This window comes from Microbulbifer sp. (assembly GCF_051659245.1).
GTDB lineage: Bacteria > Pseudomonadota > Gammaproteobacteria > Pseudomonadales > Cellvibrionaceae > Microbulbifer.
The window spans coordinates 17,700-43,347 of sequence record NZ_JBOFOC010000125.1; the positions used below are offsets into that span (position 1 = coordinate 17,700).

The 25,648-nt window shown below is 62.1% G+C and carries 17 protein-coding genes, 1 pseudogene and 1 riboswitch; of the genes and pseudogenes, 8 read left to right on the plus strand and 10 right to left on the minus strand.

All coding sequences use genetic code 11. The annotated features are described in order from the left end of the window. Window positions 1-12: 12 nt before the first annotated feature. Window positions 13-1,101 (minus strand): PA0069 family radical SAM protein, encoded by a 1,089-nt coding sequence (locus tag ACRC0P_RS13150; RefSeq protein WP_438631634.1) that lies wholly within the window; start codon window positions 1,099-1,101, stop codon window positions 13-15. A gap of 120 nt (window positions 1,102-1,221) precedes the next feature. Here ACRC0P_RS13150 and ACRC0P_RS13155 point away from each other — a divergent pair, with 120 nt between their 5' ends. After that, window positions 1,222-2,436 carry a cation:proton antiporter gene (locus ACRC0P_RS13155; protein WP_438631636.1) on the plus strand — a complete coding sequence of 405 codons (1,215 nt, stop codon included), beginning with the start codon at window positions 1,222-1,224 and terminating at the stop codon, window positions 2,434-2,436. A 71-nt stretch (window positions 2,437-2,507) separates the two neighbouring features. On the opposite strand, the gene sodC is transcribed toward ACRC0P_RS13155, so the two are convergent. The 7 genes from sodC to ACRC0P_RS13190 form a co-directional block, all read right to left on the minus strand. Next, window positions 2,508-3,041 carry a superoxide dismutase [Cu-Zn] SodC gene (gene sodC, locus ACRC0P_RS13160; RefSeq protein WP_438631638.1) on the minus strand — a complete coding sequence of 178 codons (534 nt, stop codon included), beginning with the start codon at window positions 3,039-3,041 and terminating at the stop codon, window positions 2,508-2,510. A gap of 501 nt (window positions 3,042-3,542) precedes the next feature. Beyond that, entirely contained in the window at window positions 3,543-4,274 is a 732-nt protein-coding gene (locus ACRC0P_RS13165) for an alpha/beta fold hydrolase (protein WP_438631640.1), read from the minus strand. A 140-nt stretch (window positions 4,275-4,414) separates the two neighbouring features. Next, window positions 4,415-5,440: an L-threonine 3-dehydrogenase gene (gene tdh, locus ACRC0P_RS13170; RefSeq protein ID WP_438631642.1), complete on the minus strand. Its 1,026-nt coding sequence runs from the start codon at window positions 5,438-5,440 to the stop codon at window positions 4,415-4,417. A gap of 119 nt (window positions 5,441-5,559) precedes the next feature. Continuing rightward, complete coding sequence (locus tag ACRC0P_RS13175) at window positions 5,560-6,759, minus strand: glycine C-acetyltransferase (RefSeq protein WP_438631644.1); 1,200 nt, start codon at window positions 6,757-6,759, stop codon at window positions 5,560-5,562. A gap of 149 nt (window positions 6,760-6,908) precedes the next feature. Then, window positions 6,909-7,124 carry a hypothetical protein gene (locus tag ACRC0P_RS13180; protein WP_438631646.1) on the minus strand — a complete coding sequence of 72 codons (216 nt, stop codon included), beginning with the start codon at window positions 7,122-7,124 and terminating at the stop codon, window positions 6,909-6,911. Between the two features lie 69 nt (window positions 7,125-7,193). Beyond that, window positions 7,194-7,324: riboswitch (SAM-I-IV-variant riboswitch) on the minus strand. A 64-nt stretch (window positions 7,325-7,388) separates the two neighbouring features. Next, window positions 7,389-8,822 (minus strand): aldehyde dehydrogenase family protein, encoded by a 1,434-nt coding sequence (locus tag ACRC0P_RS13185; protein WP_438631648.1) that lies wholly within the window; start codon window positions 8,820-8,822, stop codon window positions 7,389-7,391. 212 nt (window positions 8,823-9,034) lie between these two features. Further along, complete coding sequence (locus tag ACRC0P_RS13190; protein WP_438631650.1) at window positions 9,035-10,639, minus strand: 5-guanidino-2-oxopentanoate decarboxylase; 1,605 nt, start codon at window positions 10,637-10,639, stop codon at window positions 9,035-9,037. Between the two features lie 221 nt (window positions 10,640-10,860). Here ACRC0P_RS13190 and pdxH point away from each other — a divergent pair, with 221 nt between their 5' ends. The 5 genes from pdxH (at window position 10,861) to ACRC0P_RS13215 (ending at window position 18,589) form a co-directional block, all read left to right on the plus strand. Further along, a complete protein-coding gene (gene pdxH / locus ACRC0P_RS13195; RefSeq protein ID WP_438631652.1) occupies window positions 10,861-11,499 on the plus strand; it encodes a pyridoxamine 5'-phosphate oxidase in 639 nt (212 codons plus the stop codon). A gap of 238 nt (window positions 11,500-11,737) precedes the next feature. After that, complete coding sequence (locus ACRC0P_RS13200; RefSeq protein ID WP_438631654.1) at window positions 11,738-13,429, plus strand: Hsp70 family protein; 1,692 nt, start codon at window positions 11,738-11,740, stop codon at window positions 13,427-13,429. Next, window positions 13,429-14,697, plus strand: coding sequence for an RDD family protein (locus ACRC0P_RS13205; RefSeq protein ID WP_438631656.1), 1,269 nt, complete (start codon window positions 13,429-13,431; stop codon window positions 14,695-14,697). The genes ACRC0P_RS13200 and ACRC0P_RS13205 overlap by 1 nt, the downstream gene beginning before the upstream one ends. 532 nt (window positions 14,698-15,229) lie before the next feature. Then, entirely contained in the window at window positions 15,230-17,518 is a 2,289-nt protein-coding gene (locus ACRC0P_RS13210) for a TonB-dependent receptor (RefSeq protein ID WP_438631658.1), read from the plus strand. A gap of 87 nt (window positions 17,519-17,605) precedes the next feature. Beyond that, a complete protein-coding gene (locus ACRC0P_RS13215) occupies window positions 17,606-18,589 on the plus strand; it encodes an NAD(P)H-quinone oxidoreductase (protein WP_438631661.1) in 984 nt (327 codons plus the stop codon). A gap of 217 nt (window positions 18,590-18,806) precedes the next feature. Here the strand turns inward: ACRC0P_RS13215 and ACRC0P_RS13220 are convergent. Together ACRC0P_RS13220 and xseA are read right to left on the minus strand one after the other, a co-directional pair. Beyond that, window positions 18,807-20,753 (minus strand): annotated as a pseudogene (locus ACRC0P_RS13220) (transporter substrate-binding domain-containing protein); the annotation flags it as partial. Between the two features lie 113 nt (window positions 20,754-20,866). Further along, window positions 20,867-22,234, minus strand: coding sequence for an exodeoxyribonuclease VII large subunit (gene xseA / locus ACRC0P_RS13225; RefSeq protein WP_438631663.1), 1,368 nt, complete (start codon window positions 22,232-22,234; stop codon window positions 20,867-20,869). Window positions 22,235-22,395: 161 nt separating this feature from the next. Here xseA and guaB point away from each other — a divergent pair, with 161 nt between their 5' ends. Both guaB and guaA read left to right on the plus strand, forming a co-directional pair. Then, window positions 22,396-23,883: an IMP dehydrogenase gene (guaB, locus tag ACRC0P_RS13230; RefSeq protein ID WP_438631665.1), complete on the plus strand. Its 1,488-nt coding sequence runs from the start codon at window positions 22,396-22,398 to the stop codon at window positions 23,881-23,883. A 213-nt stretch (window positions 23,884-24,096) separates the two neighbouring features. Continuing rightward, window positions 24,097-25,648, plus strand: a 1,552-nt coding sequence (gene guaA / locus ACRC0P_RS13235) for a glutamine-hydrolyzing GMP synthase (RefSeq protein WP_438631667.1), incomplete at its 3' end; no start/stop codon positions are given.

Consider the following 25,648-nt stretch of genomic DNA (forward strand, 5'->3'; position numbering starts at 1 on the left):
GATTTGAACCCCTCAAAACAGCGACTGCTGTTCGCCGCTTGCGGGAGGCGGCGAGAAGCGCCCGCAATCCAATGCCAGCCTGCGTCGATTCAGCCCGAGTTTCTGAATCGCCACGCGGAAGCGCTGTTGCAGCAGCTGGGCGAAGACGCCGGTGCCGGTCTGGCGCTGGGAAAAGTCGCTGCGGTAGTCGCGCCCGCCGCGGCTCTGCTGCACCAGGCTCATCACATGAGTGGCGCGCTCGGGATAGTGTTCCTGCAGCCACTGGCGGAACAGTGGCGCCACCTCGTAGGGCAGGCGGAGGAGGATATAGGCCGCGAATTCCGCACCGGCCTTTTGCGCGGCACCGAGAATGGCTTCGAGTTCGCTGTCGTTCAGCGCCGGGATCATGGGCGCGGCCAGCACCGCGGTGGGGATGCCGGCGTCGCTCAGGGTCTCCAGTGTGCGCAGGCGAGCGGCTGGACCGGCGGTGCGCGGTTCCAGTTTCCTTTTCAGCTCGTTGTCCAGCGTGGTTACGCTGATGGCTGCCTGGGCGAGCCCGTCCTGTGCCATCTCCGCCAGAATCGGCAGGTCGCGCAGGATCAGCTGGCTCTTGGTCACTATGGTCACCGGCTGGTGAAAGCGCTGCATCACCTCGAGCAGCTGGTGGGTAATCCGCTTGTCTCTTTCCAGAGGCTGGTAGGGATCGGTATTGGTGCCCAGGGCGATGGGGCTGCACACATAGTTGCGTTTGCGCAGGGCTTTTTCCAGCAGTTCCGGGGCGTTGGGTTTGAAAAAGATCCTGCTCTCGAAGTCCAACCCCGGGGACAGGTCCATGTAGGCGTGGGACGGGCGGGCGTAGCAATAAGTGCACCCATGCTCGCAGCCTCGATAGGGGTTGATCGATTGGCTGAAGGGCAGATCCGGTGAGCTGTTGCTGCTGATAATAGTCCGGGCCTTTTCCTCGATGGCTTCGGTCAGCAGCCTCTCCGGCGGCTCCTCCTCCAGCTGCCAGCCGTCGTTCTCCCGCCGGCTCACCCGGGTGGCAAAGCGGCCGGCCAGATTGCTGGCGGCGCCCCGGCCCTTGCGGGCTTGTGATGGGTTGGCGATGTCCTCTTCTGCCATGGCGGCTACACTTTAATAACTGTATATGTATACAGTTTAAATTGAGGGCCGCTTCCGCGCAAGCGGGGTCAATCGCGCATACACTGAAGATCATGGACATAGCGGAGGGAACCGAATGTCATGGTGACAACCTTAGTCGGTCAAGTGCTCTATCTGCTGATGGCGGTGGCTTTTGGCCTGGTGCTGGCGCGCCTCCTGCACATTGACTATGCCCTGGGCTGCCTGGCGGCCGGAGTGCTCGCCGGGCTGTTGCCGCCGGTGATCGACTACGACGCAGTCCTGCGGGTGTACAACCTGAACCAGCTGGTGTTCTTCGTCATTCTGCCGGTGCTGATTTTCGAGGCCGCGTGGCAACTGGACCCGCGGGCGCTGAAGCGTTGGCTGGGGCCGGTATTGCTGCTGGCGATATTGGGCGTGGCCGTCTTCACGGTGATTGCCGCGACGCTGCTCTACTACGGTACCCATCACCCCGCGGGCTTTCCCTGGACGGCGGCGCTGCTGACCGGCGCGGCACTGGCGACCACGGATCCGGTAGCGGTGGTCGCCAAACTGCGCAGCCGCGGTACGGGGGAGGATCTGCTGATCCTGATGGAGGGGGAAAGCCTGTTCAACGATACCGCCGCGATAGTGCTTTTCGGCCTGGTGCTCGGCCTGGCAACCCAGTCAGTGGAGGGTGCCGCCCAGCCGTTCGGCAGTGCGATGCTGCATTTTGCGTGGAGCTTTATCGGCGGGCTGGCACTGGGGGCGCTGTGCGGCCTGGCGACGGTGGCCCTGGTGCTGTTCCTGCAAGCCGTGGGGTCGGCGCTGATGGTCCTGGTACTGGCCGCTTTCGGCAGCTTTTATCTGGCGGAGCAGATCGCGGGAGTGTCCGGTATTCTCGCGGTGATGGTGTGTGCCATCGTGGCCCGCGCCGGGCTGCAGTTGCGGGAGAAAGACCGGCTGGTGGGGGCGGCGTTCACCTGGGAGTGGCTGGCGCTGGCGCTCACCGGCGTGGTGTTCGTGATCATGGGGCTGACCATTACTTTTGAAATGTTCAGTGAGCACTGGTTCGCCATGCTGATCGCCATTGCCGCCGCCCTCGGTGGGCGTGCGCTGGCGATATTTACGGTTGCGCCCCTGGCGCGATTCGTGGGGCCGCCAATCTCCAAGCCCTGGCGCCTGCTGCTGGGCTGGGGCAGCCTGCGCGGGGTGATTGCCATCGCGTTGGTGCTGTCCATCCCCATGGAGCTGCCCTACTGGTGGGCGGTGCAGTCCATGGTGTTCGGCGTGGTGCTGTTTTCCCTGCTGGTGCAGGGGACCAGCAGCGGCTGGCTGATTACCAGGTTATCCGAATAGTCTGTGTCCGGGGATTTCCAGATTGGGCAAATCCCCGGCAGGTGACCCAAGTAGGGCGGGATTGCCCGATACTATTTGGATGTGCTGATAACCCCGCAGGCGACACGAGGGCCGCCTCCACCCAGGGGCTTTGGCTGGTCCGAATAGTTGTCCCCGCCCTGGTGAATCATCAGTGAATGCCCCTTCAGATCGGAAAGTTTCAGCCGGGGGGCCAGTACCGGGCTGGTGGAACTTCCTTTGGGGTCGGCAAATAGAGCGGGAAGATCTCCGAGATGTCCGTCTCCCCAGGGAGGACCGTGACGCTTGGTTTTGGCCGGGTCATAGTGTCCGCCCGCCGCCAGCGCCGCTGTCATCTTGCCGTCCTTTTCCTTGGGCTCACAGCTGGGGAACTCGTGGAGATGGAAGCCGTGCAGCCCCGGCGTCAGCCCGGTGAGGGAGGGGGTAAACACGACGCCGTATTTCGTTTCGCTGGCGACTACCTGGCCGATCGGTTTTCCGACGCCATCTTTGTCTACGGCGTGCATTTCAATGGTGATATCCGCCCGTACCAGGCCGGATAAAAGCAGAGTGGTAAAACCCAATAGTGTTTTGACTCGAGCATGCATCGTTCAACCCTCATGGTGTTGCTGTTTCGAGTGCCCCGCGGCCGCCGAAAAACCTATGGCGTTTTCCACCATCTTCTTCCCGGCTCTAACTGTCTGCATGGTCATTAAAGTGCGAACTTGCAGACACGCACAAGTTTAGGCATTAACGGGCGGGGTGCACAGGATGCTTGCCCCCGTCGCGGTGGATGGGAAGAGATGGCACTGACTTAAGGGGTTTCCGGCTCCCGTAGGGCGGATAAGCGAAGCGCATCCGCCGCCCCAGGCCTTGTAACTGGTGGATGCGCTTCACTTATCCACCCTACAAATAAAGCCATTTGCGCTTAAGTCAGTGCCATTAGAGTCCGACCTCCAATTTATAGCGAGTGGAATTAAAAGTGACAGCGTTATTTCCTCCGGCTTAAAGGAAGCTCCATGTGGATTTGTCTCCACGATGTCGAGCGCGGCAGTTTTCAGTCCTTTTTTCAGGCATTGCTTTTTACCTGTTTTTGTTGTGGAAAGCTTTTATTGTGGAGTCGTATCGTCCGCTGGTTCGGCGAGCGGCCTTATCTTTCCCGCAATCCATTCCGCGCAGGCTTTGGGCCTGGTCTGCAGGAGTAAGTGCGGCCCTTCCAGTGAGTCCAGTTGGCAGGATTCCAAATGTTCCCCAAACCACCGGGCGGCAGTCGGCGGTACCAGTTGGTCACCGCTTGCCTGGAGGTAGTGGCAGGGAGCTTGTTGTGGCTTTATTTCAACCGGCCGGTAGCTCGCTATCAGTGACAGGCGATGGCGAAGTACCGCGGGGTTTACCGCGGCCAAGGCTTCGCGAAGCAGGGATAGTTCTGTGGCGGATGCGCTTTTGCCGAGGCAGAAATGCCGCAACAGGAAGTCGGGGACGATCCGTATTGCCGAGCCGGTACCGGGCAGCAGGCGCGCGAGATTGAGAAGTCGCGGTCGCGGGGGGGCAGCGAAGGTGACGACAAACAATATCGATTGGAGTCCGGGTAATTTCCTGGCCATCAGCTCCAGGGCAACCAGACCGGAAAAGGATTCCACAAGCAGGGTGAACCCGTCGCGCGGCAATTGCCGGATTACCAGGTCTGCGTATTCTGCGATGGAGAGCCGCTGGTCTTCTGGATAGGCGATGACCCTGGGGCGGACCCATTTCGGCAGGGCGGCCAACAGAGGGCGGAACAAAATACCTGTGCCATCGAGTCCAGGGAGCATTACCAGATTAGTCGGGTTACCTTTCTCCATATCCTGATTCTCTCGGGCAATGGCCGCGGTTTATTGTTGTGGGGACCGTGTCGGTTAGAGCTGTTTCTCCAGTTCTGCAAGAAAATGGGCGGGCCTTCTGGCCCGCTTGCGGAGCTGGAGCTCCGCGGTCCCAGGGGGGGCTACTGCCAGTTGAGGATGACTTTTCCGGACTCGCCGGAGCCCATGGTGTCGAAACCTTGCTGGAAATCGTCGATTCCGAACTGGTGGGTGATGATCGGGGTCAGGTCCAGGCCGGACTGGATCAGGCTGGCCATCTTGTACCAGGTTTCGAACATCTCGCGGCCGTAGATGCCCTTGATAATCAGACCTTTGAAAATCACCTGGCTCCAGTCGATAGCCATTTCCCCCGGGGGAATGCCCAGCATGGCGATCTTGCCGCCGTGGTTCATGGCGCTGAGCATATCGCGGAAGGCGGCGCCCACACCGGACATTTCCAGGCCCACGTCGAAGCCCTCGGTCATGCCGATTTCCCGCATTACTTCCGGCAGCTTCTCTTTGCTGACATTGACCGTGCGGGTCGCACCCATTTTTTTCGCCAGCTCCAGGCGGTAGTCGTTGATATCGGTGATCACCACATGGCGCGCGCCCACGTGACGGGCCACCGCCGCGGCCATAATACCGATGGGGCCGGCACCGGTAATGAGCACGTCCTCGCCCGCCAGGTCGAACGAGAGAGCCGTGTGCACCGCATTGCCGAAGGGATCGAAAATCGAGGCCAGGTCGTCGGAGATATTTTCCGGAATCTTGAACGCGTTCAGTGCCGGAATCACCAGGTATTCGGCAAAGGCGCCCTGGCGGTTCACGCCCACGCCGTAGGTGTTGCGGCACAGATGGCGGCGGCCGGCGCGGCAGTTGCGGCAGTGGCCGCAGGTGATATGGCCCTCGCCGGAAACGCGGTCGCCCACTTCGAAGCCACGCACTTCCTGGCCCATGCCCACTACCTCGCCCACATATTCGTGGCCCACCACCATGGGGACCGGAATGGTTTTCTGCGACCACTCGTCCCAGTTGTAGATATGCATATCGGTGCCGCAGATGGCGGTCTTGCGGATTTTGATCAGCAGGTCGTTGTGGCCCGGGGTTGGGGGTGCTATTTCGGTAAGCCAGATGCCGGGCTCGGAGTTTAATTTCGAGAGTGCTTTCATTGTTCTGTGCCGTGCGGATGGTCTGTGCCAGCGTTTGAGATCGTTCGCGGCCATGGGCCGCTCCTACAATGTGAGTAGCCATTCTGTAGGAGCGGCCCATGGCCGCGATCGGAATTGGATCAAATGATATTCAGCTCTTTGCCCACTTCCACAAAGGCATCGATGCACTGGTCGAGCTGCTCCTTCGTGTGCGCGGCGGACATCTGGGTGCGGATGCGGGCCTGGCCCTTGGGTACCACCGGGTAGAAGAAGCCGATCACGTAGATACCGCGTTCGAGCATCTTGTCGGCCATCTGCTGGGCCAGGGCGGCGTCGCCGATCATCACCGGGATGATCGGATGGTCTGCGCCGGCCAGGGTAAAGCCGGCCTCGGACATACGCTGGCGGAAGTAGGCGGAATTCTCCCGCAGTTGTTCGCGCAGCTCTCCGCCCTCCATCAGCATATCGAGCACCTTCAGCGATGCGGCGACAACGGCTGGCGCCAGCGAATTGGAGAAGAGGTAGGGGCGCGAGCGCTGGCGCAGCAGTTCGATAATTTCCCTGCGTCCGGAGGTAAAGCCGCCGGAGGCGCCACCCAGGGCCTTGCCCAGGGTGCCGGTAATGATGTCCACGCGGTCCATCACGTCGCAGTACTCGTGGGTGCCGCGTCCGTGTTCGCCGAGGAAGCCCACGGCGTGGGAGTCGTCCACCATCACCAGCGCGTTGTATTTGTCCGCGAGGTCGCAGACGGCTTTCAGGTTGGCGATCACCCCATCCATCGAAAAGACGCCATCGGTGGCGATCAGTTTGGTCCTGGCACCGGCCTGGTCCGCGGCCCGCAACTGGGCTTCCAGGTCCGCCATATCGTTGTTGGCGTAGCGGTAGCGGCTCGCTTTGCACAGGCGCACGCCGTCGATGATGGAGGCGTGGTTGAGGGCGTCGGAGATAATCGCATCCTCCGGGCCGAGCAGGGTTTCGAACAGGCCGCCGTTGGCGTCGAAGCAGGAGGAGTAGAGGATGGTGTCCTCGGTGCGCAAAAATTCCGACAGGCGCGATTCCAGCGCCTTGTGGATATCCTGGGTGCCGCAGATAAAGCGCACCGAGGCCATGCCGAAGCCGTACTGGTCGAGGCCCTCTTTGGCCGCCTGGATCAGGTCCGGGTGGTTGGCCAGGCCCAGATAGTTGTTGGCGCAGAAATTCAGCACCTCGGTTTCGTTGTTGACCTGGATCTGCGCGGCCTGCTGGGAGGTGATGATGCGCTCGCGTTTGTAGAGGCCGTCCGCTTCGATCTGTTTCAGTTCATCGCGCAGGTGCTGGAGGAATTGCTCTGGCTTGGACATGGTATTGTTGTCAGCTCCTTATTTTGGCGCTTGTGGCGCGTAGGGTGGATAAGCGCAGCGCATCCACCACTTCTGGTGCGGATTCATGGCGGATGCGCTTCGCTTATCCGCCCTACAGACTTATGGCACAAGTCTAGCCACGCTAGTTGTTATCCCGCCAGCTCGCAGGCCTTGTGGGCCGTCACCGGTTCGGCACTGGCGCGACAATTGGTGGCGAATTTTAACGCCTCTTCGGCGGTGTCGAACAGTAGCTGCCACAGCAATTGCCGGTCGGTTCGCCGTACGGCGCGCACGGCGGTTCGGCTGCGCTGGGCGGCAATGTGAATTTCGATGACTTCGCTGTTGGATTGCAGTTCTGCGGACATGGTCCCTCCAATACTCATACCTTGAGTAAAACGCTTGGAGGGCTGACGTGGGAGCGGCGAACTCGTTCGCCTATCCGGTTGGATTACCCGATTGGTGCGGGTCCCATCTCTCTCATCGGTGTGGATGCCGATGAAGAGAAAACCACCTTGCCCCGGTCGGCAGGTTGGCGTTGGCGTCAGCCACTCTCTTGATGTGGAGGCAAAGATAGCCATGTCCGGATAGACAGTCAACAGCGCCGCCCCCTGTGAAGGGGGCGCGGAAGTTTATTCCGGCAATTGCACGGATTTCAGTTCGACAAACTCGTCCAGGCCGGCTTCGCCGAATTCCCGGCCGTTGCCGGAGCGCTTGTAGCCGCCGAAGGGAGCGTCGTAATTGAATTCGCCGCCGTTGACGAAGCAGAGCCCGGCCTCGATGCGCCGCGCCACCGGCAGGGCACTCTCCGCGTCCCGGGCCCAGACGCCGCTGGCCAGGCCGTACTGGGTGTCGTTGGCAATGGCGATGGCCTCGTCCATATCCCTGTACGGAATCATGCAGGTCACCGGGCCGAAGATCTCCTCCCGGGCGATGGTCATATCGTTGGTGACGTTGGCGAACACCGTGGGCTTGACGTAGAAACCCTTGGGAAATTCCTCCGGCGGTTCGATGCCGCCGGCCACCAGGCGCGCGCCCTCGGCCACTCCCTTCTCAATATAGCCGCGCACTATGTCCCGCTGGCGCGCGGACGACAGTGGGCCCACAAGCGCATCCGGGCCGGTGCCCAGAGCCACTTCCTCCGCCACCTGTTTGGCGATGGCCACCGCCTCGTCGTAGCGCTCCGCGGGCACCAGCATGCGGGTCAGCGCGGTGCAGGTCTGGCCGGAATTGAGAAACACATCCTCGCAGCCCCAGCGCACCGCGGCCTCCAGGTCCGCGTCCGGAGTGATGATCAGCGGCGATTTGCCGCCCAGTTCCTGGGTCACTCGTTTCACGGTGGGGGCGGCGGCCCTGGCCACCTCCACGCCGGCGCGGGTGGAGCCGGTAAAGGACACCATATCGATATCCGGATGCGCGGCCAGCGCCGCGCCCACCACCGGCCCGGCGCCGGGCACCAGGTTGAACACGCCCGCGGGCAGGCCGGCATCGTGGATGATTTCCGCCATGACATAATCCTGCAGCGGGGTGTTCTCCGAGGGCTTGGCGATCATGGTGCAGCCCGCCGCCAGCGCCGGCGCCACTTTGCCCGCGAACTGGTGCAGCGGGAAGTTCCAGGGGGTGATAAAGCCGCACACGCCCACCGGTTCGCGCAGCACCAGGGAATGGCCGGCCTTTTCGGTTTTTTCCATCAGCGAAGTGCGTTCGGCGTAGTAGCGCACCGCGTAGATGGGACCGTCCACGTGCAGCCACTTGGTGATATGGGCGGGGCAGCCCAGGGCTTTGGAGACTGCCTGGATCAGGTCTTCCCTGCGTTTCTCCATGCCGTCGGCAATGGCGTTGAGATAGTCCCTGCGCTCGGTGGCGGAAGTGTTGCGCCAGTACTTGAGCGCCTCCCGCGCCGCGGCGACGGCCCTGTCCACGTCCGCGGCGGTACCCTCGACCACCTGGCAGATTTCCTCTTCGGTGGCGGGGTCGATTACCGGGTGGCTGCTGCCGCCTTCGGAGACCTGCCACTGGCCGTCGATATAGAGTTTGTCGGTGTGCAGTTTGCTGAAATCGGTCATGGATTTGCTCCGTGTTGGTTATTTCCGCATTCCCTTGTAGGAGCCTGCTTGCAGGCGAATGCTCGGGGCTTCGAGCTAACTCATACCCAAGCAGCCGTCCATGGAGCTGCCGCCGGCCCGGCCATCCTTGGCCGATCGCAAAAATGCGCAGCGAGCAGTGCTCGCTAAACGCGCATTTTTGCCCTGCAAGCAGGCTCCTACAGGGTGCCGAATCAGGGCGCGGTGATTTCAATCAGGGTGGGTTTGTTGTCCGCGAGCGCGTCGGCCACCGCCGGCCCCAGTTGTTCCGGCCTGTCGATCCGGCAGCCCCCGGCGCCGAAGGCTTTGGCCAGGGCGACAAAATCGGGGGTGTGCAGCTCTACGCCCTCCCGGGCCACCTCGGCCTCATCCATAAAATCGCGGATCTCGCCGTAGCCGGTGTTGTTCCACACCAGTATCGGCAGCGGCAGTTGCTGCTCCACCGCGGTGGCCAGTTCGCCCAGAGTGAACATCAGGCCGCCGTCGCCGATCAGTGCCACCACGTCGCGCGGGCTGGCGAGCCTGGCGCCGATGGCGGCGGGCAGGGCGAAGCCCAGGGTGCCGTAGCCGGTGGTGCAGGTGATATGGCTGCGGGCACTGTACAGGGGCAGGGCGCAGTTGGTGTTGTAGGCCAACTGAGTGGAGTCGGTAACCAGTATGCCGTCTTCCGCCAGCGCCTCGCGCAGGGCCTGGACCCAGGGGTAGCGGGCCTCGGAACCGGGCCACCACTCGTTGCGGCAGGCACTGATCAGCTGTCGAACCTCGTCCCCGGCGGTTTTGCATTTACCAGCGTCGCCTTCGGGCAGTGCGGCGTTGAGCTGTTTCAGGGTTTCCCCCGCGTCGGCGAGAATCGCAAGGTCCGGGTTGGCGTTGCACACCAGCTGCGCCGGATCGATATCCACGCGGATCAGCCTGCCCTGGAAAGCGTAGTTGTCGCGCACCAGATTGCGGTCGGTCTCCGCCAGTTCGGTGCCCACCGCCAGTACCACGTCGGCGTCCTCTATACGTTTGCGCACGCAGTCGAAACTCAGGTTGGCGCCGCCGCACAGCGGGTGGCGCTCGTCGACCACGCCCTTGGCGGCCAGGGACAGGAAGACCGGTGCGGCGAGCTTCTCCGCGATCTGCGTGGCATCCGCGCCGCAAGCCTGGGCGCCGCCGCCCAGCAGGATCGCGGGGCGCTCGGCGCCTCGCAGCCAGTCGGCGGCGGTGGAGATCGCCCCCTCAGCGGCGGCGGGCAGCCGGGCCTGCGAGCGGGCCCGGTAATCTTCCAACTCGCCGGGCATGGGGGCTGAAAACAGATCGATGGGGATCTCGATATGCACGGGACCCGGGCGGCTGCACGCCAGCAATTGGAAGGCCCTGGCCAGCACTTCCGGCAGCTGTTCCGCCACGGTGAGCGAGTGCTGCCAGATACAGTAGCCGCGGCTCACGTCGCTCTGGCGCGGCAGTTCGTGCAGGCGGCCGCGACCCATTCCCAGGTCCTCGCGGCGATTCACCGCGGAGATAACCAGCATGGGCACCGAGTCGGAGAAAGCCTGGGCCATGGCGGTGGCGGCGTTGGTGAGGCCGGGGCCGGTGATCAGAAAGCAGACCCCGGGCCTGCCGCTGGCGCGGGCGTAGCCGTCGGCCATAAACGCGGCACCCTGCTCGTGGCGCGGGGTGATATGTTGCAGGCCGCTGCCCGGCAGGCCGCGGTACAGCTCGATGGTATGCACGCCGGGAATGCCGAAGACTTTTTCCACCTGGTATTCGCGCAGCAGGTGCATCAGCACCTGGGCACAGCTGGGCGCAGAGGACATGGCGGCTTTTTTCCTTCATCTTGTTCAAAAGTGCTCGGGAGCCTAGCGGGCGCGCGCAGGGGGTGCAAGCGGCCGCAGAGTCTGCTTATTGTGGGACAAAATCGCCGGATAATTGACAATTGCTCCGGGCTGCAACAAGAAAAATTGCGCGGTGGGGGTGGATTGGGAAAAATCCACGGACTCAGTACACTTAGCCGCTCAGCAACGAAGGAAGTACGACGATGGAAATTGATCAGTGGCGCAGGGACTACCTGCGCGGCGGTTTGCGCCGCGAGGATCTGAATGCGGACCCAATGGAGCATTTCACCCAGTGGTTGCGCGAGGCGGTGGAGTCAGAGCTGCCGGACCCCAGTTCCATGTGCCTGGCCACCGCCGATGCCGGCGGCCAGCCCTCCCAGCGCATCGTGCTGCTCAAGGGCTATGACGAGCGCGGCTTTGTGTTCTACACCAACCTGGAAAGCCGCAAGGCGCGGGACATCGCCGCCAACCCGAAGGTCTCCCTCCTTTTCCCCTGGCAGTCGCTGGAGCGGCAGGTGATCGTTTGTGGTCGCGCCGAGCAGTTGAGCCGCGAGGACGCCCTCATCTACTTTCGCACCCGTCCGCGGGACAGCCAACTGGCCGCCTGGGCGTCGCGCCAGGGTGAGGTACTGTCGTCGCGGGATCAGCTCGAGAAGCAGTTCGAGGCGATCAAATCCCAGTACGGCGAAGGCGAGGTGCCGCTGCCGGATTTCTGGGGTGGCTACCGGGTGGTGCCGGAAACGGTGGAGTTCTGGCAGGGCGGCAGCCGCCGGCTGCACGACCGCTTTGTCTATCGGCGGGAAGAGAGCGGGCCCTGGACGATAGAGCGGCTTTCTCCCTGACAGCAGGGTATTTCCATAAATAACGCGAACTAAATAATTCCAAACATTTAACGTAACTACTCGCCTTCGGGACTCGGGAAAAGAATACCGGAGTTTGATGCGAAGGCCCTGATACCGGGAGCCGTTCGAGAAACGATTGCCGATGAGGCTGTTGAACGAACGGCTACCGGTAGCAGGGCCGCCCAGGCCTTGGCTTAGTGTTACAGGGGTGAGTAGTTACCATTTAACAAGGACAACTATGGCTGTTATCGGTATCGACCTGGGCACCACCAACAGTGCCTGTGGCGTTCTGGGGGAAGAGGGGGTCACGCTGATTCCCAATCGCCTTGGGGATGTACTCACGCCGTCGGTGGTGGGGCTGGACTCCGCCGGCAAGCTGGTGGTGGGCAAGACCGCCAAGGAGCGGTTGATCAATCACAGCGATCGCACGGTGGCCGCCTTCAAGCGGCTGATGGGTACCGATCACAAGGTGGCGCTGGGCAGGCAGATGTTCAGTGCCACCGAGCTGTCCGCACTGGTATTGCGTTCCCTCAAGGAGGATGCGGAAACTCACCTGGGAGAAGCCGTTACCGAAGCGGTCATCAGCGTGCCCGCCTACTTCAACGACAACCAGCGCCACGCCACCAAGCTCGCCGGCGAACTGGCCGGGCTGAAAGTGGAGCGGCTGATCAACGAGCCCACCGCCGCGGCCATCGCCTACGGCCTGCACGACAAGCGCGAGGGCAACTTCCTGATCCTGGATATGGGCGGCGGCACTTTCGATGTCTCTATCCTGGAGTTCTTCGACGGCATCATGGAGGTCCACGCCAGCGCCGGGGACAATTTCCTCGGCGGCGAGGACTTCGTCGAGGCGATGATCGACAGCATACTGAAAGAGCAGGGAATGGGCAGGGACCAGCTGTCGCCCCGCCAACTGCAGAACCTGACCATGCAGATGGAGACCGCCAAGCGCCGCATCAGCCAGCAGCCGGAGCAGCGGCTGCAACTGGAGATCGGCAAGCAGAAGATCGAATGGGCGGCCAACGCCGAGTGGTTTGAAAAACTCGCCACACCGCTGTTGCTGCGCAGCAAGAGGCCCATCGAGCGCGCCATGCGCGATGCCCACCTGCCGCCACAGAAGATCGACGAAGTGGTGCTGGTGGGCGGTTCCACGCGCATGTCCCTGTTCCGCTCGATGGTGGGAAGGATGTTCGGCCGTCTGCCCTCCTGCCACCTGGACCCGGATACGGTGGTGGCCATGGGCGCGGCCATCCAGGCCGGGCTCAAATCCAGGAGCGCGGCGCTGGACGATATCGTGCTCACCGATGTCTGCCCCTATACCCTGGGCACCGGGGTGATCAACGAGGACAGCCCGGAACAGGGTGAGTACTTTATGCCGATTATCGAGCGCAACACGGTGGTGCCCGTCAGTGTGGTGCGCCGGGTGTGGACTGCGCATGAGAACCAGGCCGAAGTCCGCGTCGATGTCTACCAGGGGGAAAACCGCCTGGTAAAGAAAAATGTGTATCTCGGGGAGATGAGTGTTCCCGTACCCAAGGCGCCCAAGGGCGAAGAGGCGGTGGATATCCGCTACAGCTACGATATGAACGGGCTGCTGGAGGTGGATGTCACCGTGGTCTCCTCCGGCAAGACCCACAACAAGCTGATCGAGTTTTCCCCCGGTGCGCTGAATGAACAGGAAAAGGCCAGCGCACTGCAGAAATTATCCAAACTGAAATTCCACCCGCGGGAGGACGAGGAGAACCGCGCGCTGATCGCCCGCGGCGAGCGCCTCTACGAATCCAGCCTGGGCGAGCGGCGGGAATATATTGCCCGGCTGTTGGGCAACTTCGACCGGATGCTGGAAAGGCAGAACCCCGCAGAGATCAAAAAGGCCCGCGCCCGCCTGCAGGAAGTCTTCGACGAACTGGACGGCGAGGACTGGATCTGATGGACCCCTGGGCGCTGCTGGGCATCGAGCCCAGCGACGATGTGCGCGCAATCAAACGCGCCTATGCGAAAAAACTGAAGCAGACCCGGCCCGACGAAAAGCCGCAGGAATTCCAGCAACTGCACAGCGCCTATAAACGGGCACTGACTATTGCCGAGAGCCCTCAGCCCCTAATGGAGAGCCCTCATCAGCCGGTAGAGAGCCCTCAGCCGGTGGTAGAAAGCCCTCAGCCCGCAATCGAGAGTGCTCAATCCGCGGAAGATCCCCAGTCGGCAATGGAAACACAACAGCCGTCGTCGCAGGAAGAGACCGCCGTCGCGGAGCGGGAATCACCGCCTGAACTTCCCCCCGGACAGGACAGCGCGGCCGTGGAAACCGAGCGGCAGAAGCGCATCGATGAATGCCAGCGGGTGTTGCGGCAGGTCGAAGAGCTTCTGGAGAGCAGTCGCGTGATCAGCGTGGAGGAGAACTGGCACTTTCTCGCCGAATGCTCCTACCTGCTGGAGGAAGAGTTCAACTGGAATCTGGGGCTGGGAGTGTTCGAGCGTATCGCGCGCTTCAATACCGAGGCACCGTGGAAGCGCGGGAAGCAGGAATACCGGTCGCAGGTCACCGCCAATATCCTGATCTACGCCGACATGCTGTTCGGCTGGTCGGAAAACCGCGGCTACCTGTACCGGGAGTTTGGTGAAACCCTGTGCAATGCGGTATTCGACGCGATGCAGGGCGACCCACAGTCGGTGAACCCGCTTCAGGGTGTGCGCGGCGGCAGGAAGCTGGTGGAGCAGAAGCCGCGGCCCGCGGAAGAGAGCCTCGACTATTACTACTTCGGCAACCTGCTCGGCCGCGCTTTCGCGCTGCTGCTGGATGTGTTCCTGGCGTATGTGGTTGTGGGACTCGCCACCTCGGTGGTCATGATCAAGGCCATGGGGAAATCCGAGGGGGACGCCAATTTCACGGCCCTTTCTGTGTCCATCCTCGGCTATCTGGTACTGGCCTGGATCGCCGAGAGTTCCCGCTGGCAGGCCACGCCGGCCAAATATCTCCTGGGATACCGGGTCACCGACCGCCATTTCAAGCGCGTCGGCTACCTGCACGGACTGTGGCGGATTTTCAGTTTTATGTTCACCCTGCCGCTGTTCAAGATCGGCTGGTTTATCAACTGTTTTCTTGGCGGCAATCTCCTTCACGACCGGTTGAGCCGATCCTATGTGATCGATTATCGAAAAAGCCGGGAGGAGTACCTGAAAGGCAGTGGAAATCGATAGTGGCAATAGCTCTTATTTGTGAAAGTGATGACAAATTGGCTTGCATACGGAATCTGGAATAAGAATTAGTTCTGGCAGGGTGGCGGCCGCCGGCTCGCGACCGCTTTGTCTATCGCCTGGCAGAGGCGGGCGATCGCTGGAGCATTGAAAGGCTCCCCCCCTGGCAAGCCTGTGCCGGGGCGTCGAGGCTATTGCGTGGGGCGCCGTCGTCAGCCCGCCCCAACTTGGAGCTTGTCCTATACCGATAAAGCTGTTCATCTGCAGTCAGTAGCATTCTTTCAGTAACAGCGTTTTTCCGAATCATCCTCCCTTTCCTGTTATACCTGTATAACCTGCACCTAATTTTGCTTTCGCTGCCAAATCCGACCCTGTAAGCTCCTTGAGGTAGCCGCACCGCCCGGTGCGGGCCTGTACCGAGACACGACGCGGTTACCCGTCGGAGCCCCGAAAACAAAAGCGGGGTGGGGTAGTACCGATCGCGGTGACTCTGTTGCTGTTGGATAACAAAAAACAGAGCAATGGAGAAAAAACAATGGAACGTTCGTTCGATGAGAAAAGCAGACTGGTATTAACTTCCGCCTGTTCGTTCACTGCACTCTGGTTCGCCTGTGGCGTGGGTATCAGCAACGCCGCTGAGAACTCGGTAAGCGCCATTATGGAAGAGGTGGAAGTCACCGCGCGCAAGCGGGCCCGGGCGGAGAAGTTGCAGGAGGTGCCAGTGGCGGCCACCGCCTATTCCGGCGAGCAGCTGGAGGCCCTGCAGACCAAGGATCTGGAAAGCCTCGCCTTCAAGATGCCGAATGTGCAGTTGGACGATGTGGGTACGGTAAAGAATACCGCCAACTTCACCGTGCGCGGCCTGGGTGTCAACAGTTCAATCCCGTCGATTGATCCAACCGTCGGAGTATTTGTCGATGGTATGTACCTGGGGATCAACGCCGGTGTCGTAACCGATCTGTTCGACCTCGAGGGCGTCGAAGTACTGCGCGGGCCCCAGGGGCTGCTGTTCGGGCGCAATGTGACCGGCGGTGCGGTGGTGATCAAGACCGCGAGGCCCAGCGAGGAGTTTGCCAGCCGCTTCAAGGTCTCCACAACCGACAATTTGGACACCATAGTGGCGGGCACCGTCAACGGCGCTATCTCCGGTTCCGTCAACGGACGCCTGACTGTCTACTACAACAACGACCAGGGCTGGTTCGAAAACCTGGCCACCGGCAATGACAACGCCGGTGCATCCGATACCTGGTTTGTCCGCCCGAGTTTCAGTGTGCAGCTGAGCGAAACCGCGGATCTGTTGGTGCGTATGGAGCACGGCCGTATGGATTCCGACGGTGTCGTGGCCCAGAACCGCGGCAGCGAACCTTTCATTATCAGCACTCCCGATGGTCCGGTGGTCTACCCCAGCGCAACGCAGATCGCGGGCGCCTTCGGTATCACCGAATGGGACAACAGCGAAGATTCCTTTGAGGTGGCCCAGGATGAAGAGGGCTACCAGGAAGACGAGTGGAGCCAGGTGATCGCGGAGTTCAATCAGGACGTGGCCTTCGGCGGCGGAACCATTACCAATATCCTCGCCTGGCGCGAGTACGAGGCCCACGGTCTCGGCGATATCGATTCCCTGCCGGTCTTTGGCTTCCACGCCAACACCGCGATCGACCAGAGCCAACTGAGCAACGAACTGCGCTATTCCGGCCGCTTCGGCGCCACTGCCCTGACCACCGGTGTCTACTGGTTCAGCCAGGATCTCACCTACCTGGAGAACCGGTTGCTGGCGGGCGGGAGCGTTGACATTACAGGTGGCGGTGAGCAGGACCATCGGGCGCTCGGTGTCTTTGCCCAGGCTGATATCGACCTGAACGACGCCTGGGTACTGACCCTGGGCGGCCGCTATTCCACCGAGGACAAGGATGCGAAGATAGCCACCATTCCGCTGAACCTCTGCAGCCTGGACGGCTGCGCCGCCTACGACTTTGACGACAGCGAGTCCTGGAGCGCGTTTACCCCCAAGGTGGGCCTGCAGTGGAACCTGAGCGACAGCGCCCAGCTGTACAGCTTCTGGACCAAGGGCTTTCGCAGCGGCGGCTATAACTTCCGCAACGCCGGTATCAATCCGGCGACGGGCATGCCATATCCGCCCCAGGTCACCGACCAGGAAGAGCAGACCAGCTTTGAGGTCGGTGCCAAGGCCGAATGGCTTGACGGCCGCCTGAGGACCAATATGGCGCTGTTCCACAATACCATCGACGACATGCAGCGCGAGGAGAACCTGCCGGATGCGCTGACCGGTGTGGCGCAGATTATCCGCAACACCGCCGACGCGACTATCCGCGGCGCCGAGCTGGAGACCCTGGCGGCGGTCAGCGACAGCCTGTTGTTATCTTTTAGTCTCGGCTATGTGGACGGTGATTACGACAGGGTCAACGGCGACATCAGCGGCGACGGCGTGGTCGACGAGGTGGATCTGGGCCTGGATATTCCGCGCCTCGCGCCCTGGACCTACGGCGTGGGGCTGGTGCACGACTTGGCGCTGGGCTCCGCCGGAACCCTGACTTCACGCATCAACTTCAACCACCGTGACGCCTCGCCCTATACCGACAACAACCGGGGAATGCTGAGCGAAGTGGATATGCTGGATTTCAGCGTCGGCTACAGACCCAGCGGGGGCAACTACCATCTGGCATTGTTCGGCAAAAACATGCTGGACGAAGTCAGCGAGGGCAACAATACCCAACTGCCGATTACTTTGGGCGGTGTGGGTGCCAGCTTCACCCCGCTGAACAAGGGGCAGGTGGTGGGAGTGGAGTTGACCTACGATCTTTGATTCCGCATAAAATTATCCGGCAGCTTGATCGCGGCCCATGGCCGCGATCATTATCTGCTACGGAGAAATGACAGCGGAGAAAACCCCATGCGCTATATCGACCTGCCCGAACACGGTGGCCCCGAAGTGATGCAACTGGCGGAAGGGGAGAAGCCGCAGCCCGCGGCCGGAGAGGTACTGATCAAGGTCGCCGCCGCCGGCGTCAATCGCCCGGATGTCGTGCAGCGCATGGGCCTGTACCCGCCCCCTCCCGGAGCCTCAGCGGTGCTGGGGCTCGAAGTTGCCGGGGAAATTGTCGCACTCGGGGATAAGGTGCAGCGTTGGAAGCCCGGTGACAGAGTGTGCGCGCTGGCCAACGGCGGCGGCTACGCGGAGTTTGTCGCTGTGCCCGCCACGCAGTGCCTGCCGGTGCCCGAGGGGCTTTCCATGCTGGAGGCAGCGGCATTGCCTGAAACCTTCTTTACCGTGTGGAGCAATGTGTTCGATCGCGCGGAATTGAAAGCGGGGGAAATACTGCTGGTGCACGGCGGCTCTTCCGGCATTGGCACCGCGGCGATCCAACTGGGTAAAAACTTCGGCGCGCGGGTATTCGCCACCGCCGGCAGTGCGGAGAAATGCGCCGCCTGCGAGAAGCTCGGGGCGGAAAGGGCGATCAATTACAAGTCGGAAGACTTCGTCGAAGTGGTGCGCGAGGCCACTGGCGGCCACGGCGCCGACGTAATCCTGGATATGGTGGGCGGGGGTTACGTCGACCGCAATATCCAGCTCGCCGCCCGCGACGGCCGTATCGTGAACATCGCCTTCCTGCAGGGGGCCAGGGTACAGGTGAATATGCTGCCGGTGATGCTCAAGCGCCTGACTCTCACCGGCTCTACTCTGAGGCCGCGGACAGCGGAGGAGAAGGCGGCCATAGCCAGTGCCCTGGAAAGGAAAGTCTGGCCCTTGATCGAGGAGGGCAGAATCCGTCCCCAGATTGCCGCCACTTTTCCGCTAAGGCAGGCGGGCGATGCGCACCGGCTGATGGAGTCCAGCGGGCATATTGGCAAGATTGTGCTGACTCCCGGCGGATAATATCGGACATCAGCCACCGCGCCGCCACTTCGCTGGGAGCCACGTCCGTATAGGCCTTGTACAGGTTGCTGATATTGCGCACATACTGCACCGGTTCGGCGCCGCGCACATAGCCGTAGCGGGCGTTGTTGAAATAGCGCGGTTCCGACAATTTGAGCATCGCCTGCTCGACGTTGCCGAACCATACGTTGGGGTCCAGTCCCAGCTCCCCGGCGAGCCGCTGGGCGTCCAGCAGGTGCCCGTAACCCGCGTTGTAAGAGGCGAGGGTAAACCACAGCAGGTTGTCCAGCGAGAGACTGGGGTCGAAGCGGTCGCGCACCCAGTTCAGGTATTTGACCCCCGCCTGGATGCCCCGTTCGGGATCGAACAGCGGCGGGGGATAGCCCATTTCCTCCGCCGTGCGCGGCATTACCTGCATCAGTCCCTGGGCGCCCACCGGGGAAACCGCCTTGGGGTTGAAGTTGCTCTCCTGCCACATCTGCGCCACCACCATGCGCCAGTCGAAACTGTGTTCCGCGGCGGAGGTCTTGACCAGGGCATCGAAGGGGGAAAGATCCTGCCCCGGTACGATACGCGCCTGTATTCTCTGCGCGAAGCGGTTATTGGGCTTGAAATAGGCCTTGTATTTTTGTTTGTACTCGTCGCTCTTGCGGAATTTTTTTATAAAGTCGTTGACCTTTTTCAGCAGCTCGGTGTTTTGCGCCAGCATCATCCAGGCCTGGGGCAGGGGGTCGGTGATCACTGCGCCGGGCTGTAGTTCCGGAAGCAGAACCGCCTCTACGGCGATGCCGCTGGAGTCCGCCAGGGTTGCGTCCACCTCGCCGCTTGCCACCATATCGATCAGCTGCTGGTAGGAGACTTCCGGGTCTGCGATTTCCACTTGGACATCGATGCCGCTGTCTCTCAGCACTTCCCCGTACTCGATGAAAGAGGAATGCGTGCGCATGGTCAGGGTGCGCCCGTTGAGGTCCATAAGGGTGGCGATCGGGGGGTCCTTTTTATTGCTGACAACCTGCAACGGCATTTCCAGGTAGGGGGTGCTGAATGCCATACCCCGGTCGATCCGCTCCCGGGTAATATTCAGGGCGGCACCGGCGATATCGCCGCGCCCCTCCTCGAGCCACTCTACGATGTCGTACTGGTAGGGCACCACCACGACCTGGAGTTCCAGGTCGTGCTGGTCGGCAAAGGCCTTGGCCATATCGTAGTCGAACCCCATCAGCACACCTTTCCACAGGAAATAACTGAACGGGCTGTTGCGGGTGAGCAGGCGCACAACGCCGGATTCCTTGATGGCTTTCCAGTCGGAGACGCGCCTGTATTCTCTCCTGACCAGGTTCATGGTGAGGAAGTTGTTCAGGGCCAGGTGCATGAAAGGAGAGTTTTTCCGCGCGCCCCAGGCGATGCGGTCCAGCTCGGAGACATTGGCGATCACCTGAATATCGTCGCGATAGTCGCGCATGCGATCGATCACATTGCTGTCGAATATGGCCAGGGTATTCCGGTGCTCCTGGGTGTGATCCATCAGCGCATCCACGTTGTCATTCAGCGGCAGGGCTTCCATGGTGAGCTCGGCCTGGGGAAACTTCGCGATCAAATCCTGCGCCGTTTTCACGTGCACACTGCCTTTGAGCACCACGATCCTGGTATTGCGCAGCTCTGACAGTTCGTCGATATCCGGCTTCTTTCCGGCGGTTACCAACTGCTGGTAGACATGCATTACCGGCACCGAGAACTGAATGCGCTCGCGCCTTTCTTCAGTCTCGGTAAAGTTGTCCGCGAGGACGTCGGCATAGCCCTGTTCCACCAGTTCGATGGCCAGTTCCGGCGTGTCCGCCTGTATCCATTTGGCCTCCAACCCCAGGTGCTTGGCGAACCTGTTGGCCAGGTCGAAATGTTGCTGGGAGACAACCGCGGTTCGCGGAAGGTAATCCTCCCGGGGGCCGGTCAGGCTGACGAAGCGGATAACCCCGCGCTCACGGATCTTGTCCAGGTCGCCGGTTTCACGGTAATTGGAAAAGGCGAAGCGCTCGCGGGGCGTGGGTTCCCGGACGGTTTCCTCTTCCGGGCCCAGGTCGAGTTTCAGCTTCGCCTCGCCGCAGCCGCCGAGTGCGGCGAATACGACGGTAAACAGCAGGCAGACGAGAATACTGCGACCAAGCATTTATGGCTCCGGCAGCCGGGGACAGCCAAATTCTAGCGTCGCTGCGGGGTGGTTGGTCGCCGGGGGGAGGAGGCTCTCAGGTGCGTAATAAACGAAAGCGCAAGGGGCGAACCTTAGTGCCCGCCCTCCGCTTGTCCCGGTTTCGTCACCTCTGCACTGAACTCGCCCCGCGCCAGGCGCGCGTGCACCCTGTCGCCGGGCTGCAGCTCCGCGGCGTCCTTGATCACCCGGCCGCGGTCGTCGCGCACTATGGCGTAACCCCGCTCTAGTACCGCCAGCGGGCTGACGCTGTGCAGCAACTGGCCGGTGTGAACCAGGCGGTCTCGGTCCTGGTCCAGCCGCAGTTGTATCGCCCTCTGCAGTTTTTCCCGGTGCGACTGCAACTGCTCTCTGCGGTCCCGCAGCAGGCGCTCCGGGTGGCAGCCGGCGAAGTCGCGCAGGCCCCTGTCCAGGCGGTGGCGCAGGGTGTCCAGGGCCCGGCGGGCGGCAACCCCCAGGCGCATCTCCAGGTGGTCGAGACGCTGGGCGCGATTCTGCAGTTGTTCGCGCGGGTGGCGGAGGCGGTTGCCGGTGAGTTGCACCTGCTGGCGCAGATGGCGCAGCTGGTGGCGCAGGGCGCGCAGCAGATGATGGCTGGCGCGCTGAACCCGCTGGGCCAGCTCGGCGGCGTTGGCGCTGGCGATTTCCGCCGCCGCCGACGGGGTGGGGGCGCGCAGGTCCGCGACCAGGTCGGTGATGGTGGTATCCGTTTCGTGGCCCACTGCGGAAATGGTGGGAATGGGGCTGTCGGCCAGGGCGCGGGCCACGATCTCCTCGTTGAAGGGCCACAGGTCCTCCAGGGAGCCGCCGCCGCGGCCGACGATCAGCAGGTCGTGCCGGCCCGACTGCCCCGCCAGGCGGATGGCCCGGGCAATCTGTTCCGCCGCCCCGCGGCCCTGGACCTGTACCGGCCAGAGTTCGATCTCGGCGGCGGGGTGGCGCCGGCCGAGCACGTGAATCATGTCGCGGATGGCGGCCCCGGTGGGGGAGGTGATGATGCCGATATTGGCGGGGAGCGACGGCAGCAGTTTCTTGCGTTCCAGATCAAACAGCCCCTCCGCCCGCAGCTTCGCTTTCAACTGCTCCAGTTGGCGCATCAGCGCGCCGAAGCCGGCTTCCTCCATATGTTCAACGATCAGCTGGAATTCTCCGCGGCCCTCGTAGAGACTGGCCCGGGCCCGTAGCAGTACCTCGCGGCCGTTTTCGGGGCGGAAGCGCACCGTGCGGTTGCGGCCGCGAAACATGGCGCAGCGGACCTGGGCGCGGCTGTCTTTGAGGGTGAAATACCAGTGGCCGGAAGTGGGAGCGGCGAAATTGGAGATCTCGCCACTCACCCACAGCAGGGGCACGCTGCCCTCCAGCAGCTGCCTGACCTCCCGGTTCAGGTCGCCGACCGACAGGACGCTGCGGTTGCTATGGGTTTTAGGCGGCTCGGTTGGCATTTTGGACTCCCGAATGGAAATTTTGCGGGCCAATATTGCAGCAATGTATAAACCGGTAAAAGTGGTTTGTCTGAAAAGCACGATTGGGCTTTCTCCGGCATGGGGATTGCGGCTATAATCGCGCCGATACCCAATCCCGCACCCTGAGGTTTGAGTGTCATATGTCTGAATCCGGTCTGCGCATCGCGCGCGAAGCTCTCACTTTCGACGACGTCCTGCTTGTGCCCGGTTACTCCGAAGTAACCGCCAAGGATGTGTCTCTTAAGACCCGCCTGTCCCGCAATATCGCCCTGAATATCCCCATTGTGTCCGCCGCCATGGATACCGTGACCGAGTCGCGCCTGGCGATAGCGCTGGCCCAGGAGGGGGGTATCGGCATCGTCCACAAAAGCATGTCCATCGAGGACCAGGCGCTGGCGGTGCGCGCGGTCAAGAAGTTCGAGGCCGGGGTGGTGAAAGACCCCATCACCATCGAGTCCGACGCCACGGTGCGCGAACTGATCGCCCTGACCACCCACCACAATATCTCCGGCGTACCGGTAATGGAAAAGGGCAACCTGGTGGGTATCGTCACCAGCCGCGATGTGCGCTTCCAGACCGACCTGGACGTCAGCGTGGCCAGTATCATGACCCCGCAGGAACGCCTGGTGACTGCTCCCGAGGGTGCGGCTCCGGAAAGGGTGCAGGAGCTGTTGCACCGCCACCGCATAGAGAAGGTGCTGGTGGTCAACGACAATTTCGAGCTGCGCGGCCTGATTACCGTGAAGGACTTCAATAAGGCGGAACAGTACCCCAATTCCTGCAAAGACAGCGACGGCCGCCTGCGCGTGGGTGCTTCCGTGGGCACCAGCCCGGATACCGACGATCGGGTTGCCGCCCTGGTGGAAGCCGGCGTGGATGTGCTGGTGGTGGACACCGCCCACGGCCACTCGCGCAATGTGATCGAGCGGGTAAGGCGCATCAAGCAGATGCACCCGCAGGTGGATGTGATCGGCGGCAATATCGCCACCGGCGAGGCGGCATTGGAGCTGCTGGAGGCCGGCGCGGACGCGGTCAAGGTGGGTATTGGCCCCGGCTCCATCTGCACCACCCGCATCGTCACCGGTATCGGCGTGCCGCAGGTTACCGCCATCGCCGAAGTTGCCAAGGCGCTGGAAGGCACCGGCGTGCCGCTGATCGCCGATGGCGGTATCCGCTTCTCCGGCGATATCTCCAAGGCCGTCGTCGCCGGCGCCCACGCGGTGATGATGGGCTCCATGTTTGCCGGCACCGAGGAGGCGCCGGGCGAGGTGGAGCTGTACCAGGGGCGGACCTACAAATCCTACCGCGGCATGGGCTCCCTGGGCGCCATGTCCCGCAACCAGGGCTCCTCCGACCGATACTTCCAGGACGCCAGCAAGGGCGCGGAAAAGCTGGTGCCGGAGGGCATCGAGGGACGCGTGCCCTACAAAGGGCCGCTGTCCGTGATCGTGCACCAGATGATGGGCGGCCTGCGCTCCGCCATGGGCTACACCGGCAGCGTGGACATCGAGACCATGCGCACCAAGCCCCAGTTCGTGCGGGTGACTGCCGCGGGGATGGGCGAGTCCCATGTACACGATGTGCAGATTACCAAGGAAGCGCCCAACTACCCGATCAATGGGAGATAATTTTTCTCGGGACCGGGACCGGGACCGGGACTCGGGACCAACTGTAGGAGCGGCGGGGCGGCCATCCGCTCATGGCCGCGATCGATTTCCCCGGCTAAGCCGAACCTCGATCGCGGCCATGGGCCGCTCCTACAAAAGACACCAAGTTTTTACAAACGGACCTCCGGGTCCGTTTGTGGTTTAGGAACTCTCCTCGCAAATTCTGAGTAAGCCATGACCCAAGACATCCACGCCAGCCGCATCCTGATCCTCGACTTCGGCTCCCAGTACACCCAGCTGATTGCCCGCCGCGTACGTGAACTGGGAGTGTTCTCCGAGATTCGCGCCTTTGATATGAGCGGCGAGGAAATCCGCGAGTACAATCCCCGAGGCATTATTCTCGCCGGCGGTCCGGAATCGGTCCCCGAAGAGGGCTCGCCGCGGGCGCCGCAGGCGGTGTTCGAACTGGGGGTGCCGGTATTGGGCATCTGCTACGGCATGCAGACCATGGCCCACCAACTGGGCGGCGCGGTGCAGGGCAGCAATATCCGCGAGTTCGGTTTCGCCCAGGTCAAGGTGGAAGGCCAGTCGGCGCTGCTGCACGATATCAGGGATCACCTCGATGCAGAGGGCAATGCCCTGCTGGATGTGTGGATGAGCCACGGCGACAAGGTCAGCGAAATGCCCCCCGGCTTCGAGCTGATGGCCTCCACGGAATCCTGCCCCATCGCCGGTATCTACTGTGCGGAGAAAAATTTCTACGGTGTGCAATTCCACCCGGAAGTGACTCACACTTTGCAGGGCATGCGCATCTACGAACACTTCGTGATCGAGTTGTGCGGCTGCGAAAAGCTCTGGACCCCGGAAAATATTATCGAGGATTCCATCGCCCGCGTGCGCGAACAGGTGGGCGGCGGAAAGGTGCTGCTGGGCCTGTCCGGTGGCGTGGACAGTTCGGTGGTGGCGGCGCTGCTGCACCGGGCCATCGGCGACCAGCTCACCTGCGTGTTCGTGGACAACGGCCTGTTGCGCAAAAACGAAGGCGACCAGGTAATGAAGATGTTCGCCGAGAATATGGGGGTCAAAGTCATCCGCGTCGACGTCGAGGATGAATTTTTAAATCGCCTCGCCGGCGAGGACGAACCGGAGGCCAAGCGCAAGATTATCGGCAACACCTTCATCGAAATCTTCGACCGCGAGGCGACCAGGATCAAGGATGTGAAGTTCCTCGCCCAGGGCACCATCTACCCGGACGTCATCGAATCCGCTGCCGCCAAGACTGGCAAGGCCCACGTGATCAAGTCCCACCACAACGTGGGCGGCCTGCCGGAGGAAATGCAGCTCCAACTGGTGGAGCCGTTGCGCGAGCTGTTCAAGGACGAGGTGCGCAAGATCGGCGTGGAACTGGGATTGCCCTACGACATGGTATACCGGCATCCATTCCCGGGCCCGGGGCTAGGCGTGCGTATCCTGGGCGAAGTGAAAAAGGAATACGCGGATATCCTGCGCGAGGCGGACGCGATTTTTATCGAGGAACTGCACAGGGCGGACTGGTACCACAAGACCAGCCAGGCGTTTGCGGTATTCCTGCCGGTCAAGTCCGTGGGCGTGGTGGGCGACGGCCGCCGCTACGAATATGTGGTGGCGCTGCGCGCGGTGGAAACCGTCGACTTTATGACCGCGCGCTGGGCGCAGCTGCCCTACGAGCTGATCGAGAAGGTCTCCAACCGCATCATCAACGAGATAGAGCATATCTCCCGCGTGACCTACGACGTGTCCAGCAAGC

Bases quoted from the DNA above. Each gene is read 5' to 3' on its own strand.
- ACRC0P_RS13150 (WP_438631634.1), bottom strand. From the start codon at position 1,101: ATGGCAGAAGAGGACATCGCCAACCCATCACAAGCCCGCAAGGGCCGG.
- ACRC0P_RS13155 (WP_438631636.1), top strand. From the start codon at position 1,222: ATGGTGACAACCTTAGTCGGTCAAGTGCTCTATCTGCTGATGGCGGTG.
- sodC (WP_438631638.1), bottom strand. From the start codon at position 3,041: ATGCATGCTCGAGTCAAAACACTATTGGGTTTTACCACTCTGCTTTTA.
- ACRC0P_RS13165 (WP_438631640.1), bottom strand. From the start codon at position 4,274: ATGGAGAAAGGTAACCCGACTAATCTGGTAATGCTCCCTGGACTCGAT.
- tdh (WP_438631642.1), bottom strand. From the start codon at position 5,440: ATGAAAGCACTCTCGAAATTAAACTCCGAGCCCGGCATCTGGCTTACC.
- ACRC0P_RS13175 (WP_438631644.1), bottom strand. From the start codon at position 6,759: ATGTCCAAGCCAGAGCAATTCCTCCAGCACCTGCGCGATGAACTGAAA.
- ACRC0P_RS13180 (WP_438631646.1), bottom strand. From the start codon at position 7,124: ATGTCCGCAGAACTGCAATCCAACAGCGAAGTCATCGAAATTCACATT.
- ACRC0P_RS13185 (WP_438631648.1), bottom strand. From the start codon at position 8,822: ATGACCGATTTCAGCAAACTGCACACCGACAAACTCTATATCGACGGC.
- ACRC0P_RS13190 (WP_438631650.1), bottom strand. From the start codon at position 10,639: ATGTCCTCTGCGCCCAGCTGTGCCCAGGTGCTGATGCACCTGCTGCGC.
- pdxH (WP_438631652.1), top strand. From the start codon at position 10,861: ATGGAAATTGATCAGTGGCGCAGGGACTACCTGCGCGGCGGTTTGCGC.
- ACRC0P_RS13200 (WP_438631654.1), top strand. From the start codon at position 11,738: ATGGCTGTTATCGGTATCGACCTGGGCACCACCAACAGTGCCTGTGGC.
- ACRC0P_RS13205 (WP_438631656.1), top strand. From the start codon at position 13,429: ATGGACCCCTGGGCGCTGCTGGGCATCGAGCCCAGCGACGATGTGCGC.
- ACRC0P_RS13210 (WP_438631658.1), top strand. From the start codon at position 15,230: ATGGAACGTTCGTTCGATGAGAAAAGCAGACTGGTATTAACTTCCGCC.
- ACRC0P_RS13215 (WP_438631661.1), top strand. From the start codon at position 17,606: ATGCGCTATATCGACCTGCCCGAACACGGTGGCCCCGAAGTGATGCAA.
- xseA (WP_438631663.1), bottom strand. From the start codon at position 22,234: ATGCCAACCGAGCCGCCTAAAACCCATAGCAACCGCAGCGTCCTGTCG.
- guaB (WP_438631665.1), top strand. From the start codon at position 22,396: ATGTCTGAATCCGGTCTGCGCATCGCGCGCGAAGCTCTCACTTTCGAC.